This is a genomic window from Massilia sp. LC238, assembly GCF_000735635.1.
GTDB lineage: Bacteria > Pseudomonadota > Gammaproteobacteria > Burkholderiales > Burkholderiaceae_D > Telluria > Telluria varians.
The window spans coordinates 1-8,060 of the sequence record NZ_JNNN01000060.1 but is presented as its reverse complement, the minus strand read 5'-3'; the positions used below and the strand labels follow the sequence as shown (position 1 = coordinate 8,060).

Genomic DNA, 8,060 nt, shown 5'->3' with positions numbered 1-8,060 from the left:
TGAGGTCCGAAGATCCCCCACTTTCTTCCGTAGAACGTATGCGGTATTAGCGCAACTTTCGCTGCGTTATCCCCCACTTCTGGGTACGTTCCGATGTATTACTCACCCGTTCGCCACTCGCCACCAGACCGAAGTCCGTGCTGCCGTTCGACTTGCATGTGTAAAGCATGCCGCCAGCGTTCAATCTGAGCCAGGATCAAACTCTTCAGTTCAATCTCTGTTTTTTGACACTTTCGTGTCATCCGTATTGCTACGGAGTCGCTCACTCAAGATACTGACCGTTATCTCATTGCTGAGACAACGCTTAATACTTTTGTGAACATTTGATAATTTAAGTATGCAGCTGAACAAGTCAGCTGGCACCTTCATCAAACGCCCACACTTATCGACTGTTGATTGTTAAAGAACCGTTGTCCTGTACTACCTTGCTGCACCTTACGAAGCGTTGTGTTCGTCAGCAGCAGAGAAGTGAGATTATGCAGTGTTTCGCTTAACTCGTCAACCCCTCGTTCGCTTCGTTGCAGATTTCTCTGCCGACCTTGCTAACGCAACCACTTGATTCCGTTAACCTTTTTCGATCGTGCCTTGCAGCGTTCCCGAAGCGGACGCGCACTATAGCAAACGCCGACGGAGTCCGCAAGCCCCTGCCCGGACGTGCCGGCGGGTGCAGTGCGTGTCGGTCTTGGCAATGCCGGGTATATTGCGTGCCAAACCAGCATGCCGGTCGCACGGGTGCTATGAGCTATTGGAGAGCAGATGAAGCACCTTTTATTTCGCCGCACCGCCATCGCCGCGGCATGCATGTCGGCCCCACTGTGCGCCATCGCCCAGGAGGCACGCGTGCCCATCAATGTCGTGGTGGTCAGCGCCACCCGCTCCGCACACACGAGTTTCGACCTGCCCGCCGCGATCGACATCGTCGACGCATCCCAGCTGCGCGACACCCAGCCGCGCGTAAACGCTTCCGAAGCCCTGGCTGCGGTGCCGGGCCTGGTCGCGCGCGACCGCCAGAACTATGCGCAGGACCTGCAGATCTCCTCGCGCGGCTTCGGGGCGCGCTCGGCCTTCGGGGTGCGCGGCGTGCGCCTGGTGGCGGACGGCATCCCGGCCACCATGCCCGACGGCCAGGGCCAGGCCGCGACCTTCAACCTCGACATCGCCGAGCGCATCGAAGTGCTGCGCGGTCCCTTCTCCGCCCTGTACGGCAACCACTCCGGCGGCGTGATCCAGCTGTTCACGCGCGATCCCAAGGGCGCGCCTTCCATCGAAAGCAGCTTTTCGGCCGGCAGCGACGGCCTGCGCAAGCTCGACGTGAACGCACAAGGCAGCAGCGGCAAGCTCGGCTACCTGCTGGACGCCTCGCGCTTCGAGACCGACGGCTACCGCGCCCACAGCGCCGCTACCCGCGACCAGGCCTATGCCAAGCTGGTGGTCGAGCCAAACAAGGACAGCCGCCTCGTGCTCACCGCGAGCGGACTGCGCCAGGACGATACCCAGGATCCGCTGGGCGTCACCTGGGCCACCTGGCAGCGCGACCCGCGCACCGGCGAGACCGATACGACCGACACCCAGTCGCCACAGCGCACCCTGGCCGAGCGCTACGACACTCGCAAGAGCATCGACCACCAGCAGTTCGGCCTCACCTGGGAACAGCGTTTCGGCCCCGACCGCCTGCTGGTGACCGCCTATGGCGGCAACCGCCGCGTGATCCAGTACCAGTCGTTCTCGCGCGGCTTCCAGGCGCCGCCCACGCACTCCGGCGGCGTGGTCGATTTCGACCGTGACTTCCACGGCATCGACGCCAACTGGCGCGCCGTTCGCGAGCTGGCCGGGGGCACGCTGCGCGCCACCGTCGGCCTGGAAGTGGCGCGCTCGCGCGACGATCGCCAGGGCTTCGAGAACTTTGTCGGCAATACCTTCGGCGTGAAGGGCAATTTGCGGCGCGACGAACAGAATGAAGTCAGGAGCGTCGACCCTTACGCCCAGCTCGAATGGGAACGCGGACCCTGGGTCATGACGGGCGGCGTGCGCCGCAGCCGCATCAGCTTCGACGTCACCGACCGCTTCCTCGCCAACGGCAACGACAGCGGCAGCGTCGACTACCGCCACACCTCGCCACTGGTGGGCGTGCTGTACAAGGTCTCGCCCTCGCTGAACGTGTATGCCAGCGCCGCGCGCGGCTTCGAAACCCCGACCCTGAACGAATTGTTCTACTCGGGCACCGGCGCCGGCTTCAACTTCCGCCTCGGCCCCGCCATCGGCAAGCACCTGGAGGCCGGCGTCAAGGCCATGCTTGAACCGGGTGTGCGCGTGAATGCCGCCGTGTTCCAGGTGCGTACCGAGGGCGAGCTGGTGGTCGACAGCTCCTCGGGCGGGCGCACCAGCTACCGCAATGCCAGCGCCACCCTGCGCCAGGGCGGCGAACTGTCGCTGGATGCGGAACTCGGCGGGGGCTGGAACGCGCGCCTTGCGCTCACGGCGCTGCGCGCCACCTACGAGGAAGGCTTCGGCGCCGTGCCCGAGGGCAGCCGGCTGCCGGGCATCCCGAAGACCAGCCTGTACGGAGAGTTCGGCTGGAAGGAGCAGTCAGGCCGCTTCGGCGCCGCGCTGGAGACGATCGCCAACAGCCGCGTCTATGCGGAGGACACGAATACCGCCACGCCGGCGCCGGGCTATGCCATCGTCAATGCGCGCGTGCAGGCCAGCCAGCAAGTGAAAGGATGGCGGCTCAAGCAGTTTGCGCGACTGAACAACCTGTTCGACCGCGACTACGTCGGCTCGGTCATCGTGGGCGACGCCAACCGCCGCTATTACGAAGCCGCGCCCGGACGCAACTGGATCCTGGGCGTGAGCGCGCAATACCAGTTCTAGACCTTTGCGATCCCGGTGCGCGTCGGCAGCGCCACACCGGGATAGAGCTTGGCGAGGGTGGCGTCGGTGGCCGGAACCAGCACGGCTTCCACCAGCTTGACCGCCGCGGCCTCGTCCGGCGCGGCGCGCACCGACTTCCACAAGTCCGGATGCGCGGCCGCGTGCTCGCCCAGGGCCCGCTCGACTTCCTCCTGCCAGAAGGCCGGCGCTTCGCCTTCGACCCAGTTGCCGCGCCCCCGGCCGAAGTGGGCCACCGCCAGGTAGCGCAGCACGGCGCTCACCAAGAGCGACTGCAGGAAGGGATCGGCGAACTGCACCCCCGGCTTGTCGCGGTCCGTCCTCTGGTTGAAGCCCCAGGCCGCGCCGGCCATCGTCAGGCCGCCGACGATCGCGCCCAGCAGCGCCCCCGCTCCCATGGTCAGGCCGCCCGCCATCATGTCGGCCGACAGTCCCGTCGCCGCGCCCGACACCACCGCGCCGAGCAGGCCGGCCTGGGCCTTGTCCACCGGCGCGTGCACCGCGAAGTTGTCGCGCACGCGCGCATTGATGGTCAGCGCCTGGCCCGGGTCGATCCGGTGCAGGGCCAGCAGGCGCGCCGTCGCGCCGTTGATGCGGGCGTTCAGGCGTTCGACCAGCGCCGCCATCGCCAGCTCTTGCCGCCGCTGTTCGTCCTTGCCGATGCCGACCGCCTTGAGCGCGCTGCGCAGCATGCTGCGTCCCTCTTCCGCAATCGGTTCGGCATCGCGCGCGGCCGCCGCCAGCTGCTCCGCGGAGACGCGCAAGGCTTCCGTATAGCGTTGCTGGTTGGCGGCGGACCAGGCCTCGAGCAGGCGCGCATAGCCGGGGCGCTTCTCATCGACGACCAGGCGTCCGATCGCTTCGTAGAACACGTGTTCGTGCACCCAGCAGCGCGCAAAGGCGTCGAGCGGCAGCACTTCCTTCACCACCGGGAACTGGGCCAGGTGCTGGCGCCAGCGCCCCTGCTCGCCGGATTCCTCGGCGCCGGGACGCGGTGGTCCCATCTGGTTGAGCAGCACGGCGACCGGCTTGCCGAGCCACTCGAGGATCTTCATCTCGGACGGCAGGTAGCCGGCGTCCTGGGGCGATTCCGAGGAGTTGACCAGGTAGAGGATGACGTCGGCTTCTTCCTTGGCGGCGCGCAGCGCCTGCTGGCTGAGCCAGAACGGGCGGTCGCGGTAGCGGTCGAACACCTCGCGCAGGAACCAGCCGATCGGGTTGCCCGCCATCGACAGGCGTTTCAAGAGGCGTACCGAATCGCCGAAGCCCGGCGTGTCCCACAGCACGAGGGTGTCACCGGCCTCGCTGCGCTGCAGCGGGTGCGCCTCGGCGAACTGGGTCACGTGGGCGGCGTCGCGCACCTCGCCCACGTCCATGCCGACCAGCGTGCGCGCCAGCGTCGTCTTGCCGTTGTTGGTGTGCGAGACCAGCGCGAACTGGATCTTGACCGGTTCCGGATTCATCGCGTTCATCGCAGCTCCGGCAGTGACAGGCCGGCGCCCAGCTCGAGCGGATGCTTGTCGGGCTGGAGCAGGTTCACGAAGGTGGCCGAGGTGCCGTGGAAGCTGCAGAACTGGCGCCACAGCGCGCTGCGCTCGGCCACGCGCGCGGCATTGCCCTGCTGCTCGCCGATGCGCTCCACCAGCGGCGACTCGTCGACCAGGACGGCGACGCCGCGCTTCACGCGCTTGCTCAGGTAGTCGAGGAAGGCGCCGTGGTTTTCCTTCTCGGGCGTGGCGGCAAGGCTGAACAGCACGGCGGTGACGGTGACGCCCGCTTCGTCGAGCGCGGTGTCGCGCAGGGCTTCCTTCGGATCGATGCCATAGGCGGCCGTAGGACGCAGCTGGACGCGCGCCTGCGCACCGAGCGCGCTCGCCGCGATCGCCCACAGGCCGCGGTCGCGCGCTTCGTCGAGGGTGTAGCTGTAGGGGAGCACGCGCAGCAGTGCCGGCGCGCCGGCGCCGATGCTGTCCGCCAGCTTGCGGTAATAGGGCTGGTCGAGGTCGAGCGGGAAGCTGCGCGCCAGCCGCCTTGCGCGCCAGGCGGCGAAGCCGGCCAGCAGCAGGCGCGGCAGCACGACCAGCAGCAGCAAGGTCGCGCCATACAGGTGCACCCAGCGCTCGCCGCTGGCGGCATTCACCATCCGGCCGAAGCGCAGCAATTCGATCTCGGTGAGCGAGAAGCCCTGCAGGAAGTGGAACACGCTCATCGCCGGCATGAACAGCCAGGACAGCAGGGTGTGGACCTGGCGGCCGTCGAGGAAGGTGCTTTCCCAGCCGACCACATATTGGGTCAGCAGGCCGCGCGCATACAGCGATGCGATGGCGCCGAGCGCAAAGAAGGCCGCGGCAAGATGGATGCTGCGGCTCAGGCGCGCACGGGTCAGCGGTTCGCTCAGGGCAGCCCACTCCCCCATGAAAACGGCGATGCCCTCGGCCAGCGGCGCCGGCAGCTTGCGCGGCACGGCGGCCTTGCCCACGCTCAGGCGGCGCAGCAGATTCGGGCTCGCCCAGCCATGCCGTTTGCCCGGAATGAGCGCCGACACCAGCATGAACAGATACACCAGCAAGTTCCAGCCGATGATCAGGAGGAAGGGTGCGGAGAGCAGGTCGACGCGCTGCGGGTCGGCGATGCGGTCGATGGCCGCGCCCGAGACGAAGGCCAGGAAAGGCAGGGCCAGCCAGACGCCGCCCAGGCCCAGGCGGCGCTTGGCGAATGCGCCGAAGGCGGGCGAGCGTTTGCCCAGGCGTTTCAGGATCTGCTCGGAGCGCTGCTGCAGGAAATGCTGCTGGGTGACGGCGCTCTTGCTGTCGGCCGCCTGCCAGGCGGCGAGTTCCTTCGCGCTGCGGCTTGCGTACTTGCGGTCATCGTCGCTCAGCACCGTGTGATTGACATCGGCGGACTCGATGGCGCGTACCAGTACGACATTGCGTGCGACCTGTTCGTTCATGCTTCTCCTGTCATGGTTGAAATGGCAAGGCTACAGGTGCATTGTGCCGCAGTTTGGGACGGAACATCGTTCCCGCGCTGCTTGCGGTCGGCGTCGAGGCGTAAAAAAACCCGGGAAACCCGGGCTCGCAATGTGTTTGCGCCGGCGTTCAGCTGCCGGGATTCTTCTTGTTCGGCTTGCTGCCGAAGTCCGACGCCGGCTGGTCGGGCCGGCCCTGCAGGCCTTTCGCTCCACCCATGCCGGAGTCCGATTGCTGGGAACCGGCGTGCTGGTATTGCTTGATGCCGCCCGCACCGGATTGTTGGGCTTCACCCAGGCGATCCTGCTCGGCCTGCGCCTGCATGCGCTGGCCGCGCTGGCGTGCGCTCCAGCCCTGGTGGACCGAGCCGGCGCCGCCGCGCTGGCCGCGGCCGCTCGTGTCCGACTGCTGCGAACCGGTGTTGGCCATCGGGAAAGGCGATTCTGGTCCGCCGCGCATCACGGCGCCGGGTGCCCGCGTCTGCATGCTCCCTTCCGCAACCGTCACGCCTTTCGGCTTGTGGATACCGCGCGAACGGTTGTCGCCACCCAGGCTTTTGTCCTTCGATTTCATGATTCCTCCTTCGCTTCGCTGAACCGATGGACCGATCATGCGCGCCGAAACAGTGGGGCTGTATAGGAGAAGACTCCGAGCCAATGTAGGAATCGCCGCACGATTACCGTTCAGCTAGCGGAAGGTGGACGGGGCACGACTAGTCTGAATACCTTGAGATGTGTGGCAAATGCTCGCTAGAGCAGACTGCTAGCATTTTTGCTTGCCATGCCAAGGGGAAATGCGATGAAGTCCGGCCTGCCCAAGCTCTGCCTGTTGTTCGCCCTTTGCCTCAGCCTTGCCACGAGCGCCGGCCCGTCGATGAAACGCAGGGCCTGGATCACCATCGGCGATGCGGCCTATCGGCAAGTCAAGACGATCGCCCCCGATGCGGTGTCGATCGACAGCCGCCAACTGCCTGCGGAAAAGGTACACGCCATCGTCGTCGACGAAGGCAGGCTCGCGAAGATTGCCGGCGCCATCCACCAGCGCCTGGGACAGTGCGGCGGCTACATGTATCACGGTAGCGAAGCCGAGGCCCGTGCGGCGCTCGACCGGCGCCGCGTCCTGGCGCCGGCGCGCGCATATGCGATCGCTCAACGCGAACTGGTCGAGCCCATGCTGGCGGGCATGCAGGAGAAGCAGATCGAGGCGAGCATCCTGAGCCTGAGCGGTTTTACCAACCGCTATTTCCGGAGCCAGTCGGGTGTCGACGCATCGAACTGGCTGCTGGCGACCTGGCGCGAACTCGCCGCCGGCCGTGCGGACATTTCGGTGATGCAGGTCCATCACCAGGGCTACCCCCAGCCGTCGGTCAGCCTGACCATTGCGGGGTCGGACCTTGCGGAAGAAACCGTCGTGGTCGGGGCGCACCTGGATTCGATCATCGGTATCGGGATGAGTGAGACGGCGCGCGCACCGGGCGCCGACGACGACGCGTCCGGCGTGGCGAGCATGACCGAGGCCTTGCGTGCCCTGATTGCAAGCGGCTACCGTCCGCGCCGCACGATCCAGGTCATCGCCTATGCGGCGGAAGAAGCGGGATTGCGTGGCTCGCAGGAGATTGCGCGCCAGTTCAGGCAAGCGGGCAGGAAGGTCGCCGGCGTGCTGCAGCTCGACATGACGAACTACAAGGGTGCGGCGAACGACATCTACCTGATCACCGATTACACGAACAGCCAGCAGAACGCCTTTCTCGCCCAACTGATCGGCGCCTACCTGCCCGGGCTCACGGTCGGCTACGACAGGTGCGGTTATGGCTGTTCGGACCACGCAAGCTGGGATGCGCAGGGCTATCCGGCGTCGATGCCCTTCGAGTCATCGATGGCGCGCGACAACCCGCACATCCACACATCGAAGGACACCCTGGCCAACTCGGGCAACCAGACTGCCCACGCGCTGAAATTCGCGCGCCTGGCGGCAGCCTACATGGTGGAGCTGTCGAGCCAGTAAAGCTGTAGTGGAGATTCGCAGTGCGAATCTGAATGCAAAAAACCCCACCAGGATCACCTGATGGGGTTTTTCATATAACTAGCCTGACGATAACCTACTTTCACACTGGTTGCAGCACTATCATCGGCGCAAAGTCGTTTCACGGTCCTGTTCGGGATGGGAAGGGGTGGGACCGACTTGCTATGGTCATCAGGCTTT

Annotated in this window: 5 protein-coding genes and 2 rRNA genes; 2 read left to right on the top strand and 5 right to left on the bottom strand. The window is 65.9% G+C overall.

Features of this window, described 5'->3' with window-relative positions:
- Positions 1-212: ribosomal RNA gene (locus FG94_RS16210) — 16S ribosomal RNA — on the bottom strand; the annotation flags it as partial.
- A 544-nt stretch (positions 213-756) separates the two neighbouring features.
- On the opposite strand from FG94_RS16210, the gene FG94_RS16205 reads away from it, so the two are divergent.
- Positions 757-2,871 (top strand): TonB-dependent receptor, encoded by a 2,115-nt coding sequence (locus FG94_RS16205; RefSeq protein ID WP_036213823.1) that lies wholly within the window; start codon positions 757-759, stop codon positions 2,869-2,871.
- Here the strand turns inward: FG94_RS16205 and FG94_RS16200 are convergent.
- From FG94_RS16200 to FG94_RS16190, 3 genes are all read right to left on the bottom strand, one after another.
- The gene (locus FG94_RS16200; protein WP_036213826.1) at positions 2,868-4,352 is read right to left on the bottom strand and encodes a DUF3482 domain-containing protein; all 1,485 of its coding nucleotides are present in this window, start codon (positions 4,350-4,352) and stop codon (positions 2,868-2,870) included. The genes FG94_RS16205 and FG94_RS16200 overlap by 4 nt on opposite strands.
- Positions 4,353-4,357: 5 nt before the next feature.
- Positions 4,358-5,839 (bottom strand): DUF2868 domain-containing protein, encoded by a 1,482-nt coding sequence (locus FG94_RS16195; protein ID WP_036213820.1) that lies wholly within the window; start codon positions 5,837-5,839, stop codon positions 4,358-4,360.
- 148 nt (positions 5,840-5,987) lie between these two features.
- A complete protein-coding gene (locus FG94_RS16190; protein ID WP_036213817.1) occupies positions 5,988-6,431 on the bottom strand; it encodes a hypothetical protein in 444 nt (147 codons plus the stop codon).
- A gap of 300 nt (positions 6,432-6,731) precedes the next feature.
- Between FG94_RS16190 and FG94_RS16185 the strand changes: the two genes are divergently transcribed.
- Positions 6,732-7,862 (top strand): M20/M25/M40 family metallo-hydrolase, encoded by a 1,131-nt coding sequence (locus FG94_RS16185; protein ID WP_152571006.1) that lies wholly within the window; start codon positions 6,732-6,734, stop codon positions 7,860-7,862.
- A gap of 81 nt (positions 7,863-7,943) precedes the next feature.
- Here FG94_RS16185 and rrf read toward each other — a convergent pair.
- A 5S ribosomal RNA gene (gene rrf / locus FG94_RS16180) occupies positions 7,944-8,056 on the bottom strand.
- Between the last annotated feature and the right edge of the window lie 4 nt (positions 8,057-8,060).

What these genes read in the sequence shown, in the direction of transcription:
- FG94_RS16205 (WP_036213823.1), top strand. Translation starts at nt 757, where the DNA reads ATGAAGCACCTTTTATTTCGCCGCACCGCCATCGCCGCGGCATGCATG.
- FG94_RS16200 (WP_036213826.1), bottom strand. Translation starts at nt 4,352, where the DNA reads ATGAATCCGGAACCGGTCAAGATCCAGTTCGCGCTGGTCTCGCACACC.
- FG94_RS16195 (WP_036213820.1), bottom strand. Translation starts at nt 5,839, where the DNA reads ATGAACGAACAGGTCGCACGCAATGTCGTACTGGTACGCGCCATCGAG.
- FG94_RS16190 (WP_036213817.1), bottom strand. Translation starts at nt 6,431, where the DNA reads ATGAAATCGAAGGACAAAAGCCTGGGTGGCGACAACCGTTCGCGCGGT.
- FG94_RS16185 (WP_152571006.1), top strand. Translation starts at nt 6,732, where the DNA reads ATGAAACGCAGGGCCTGGATCACCATCGGCGATGCGGCCTATCGGCAA.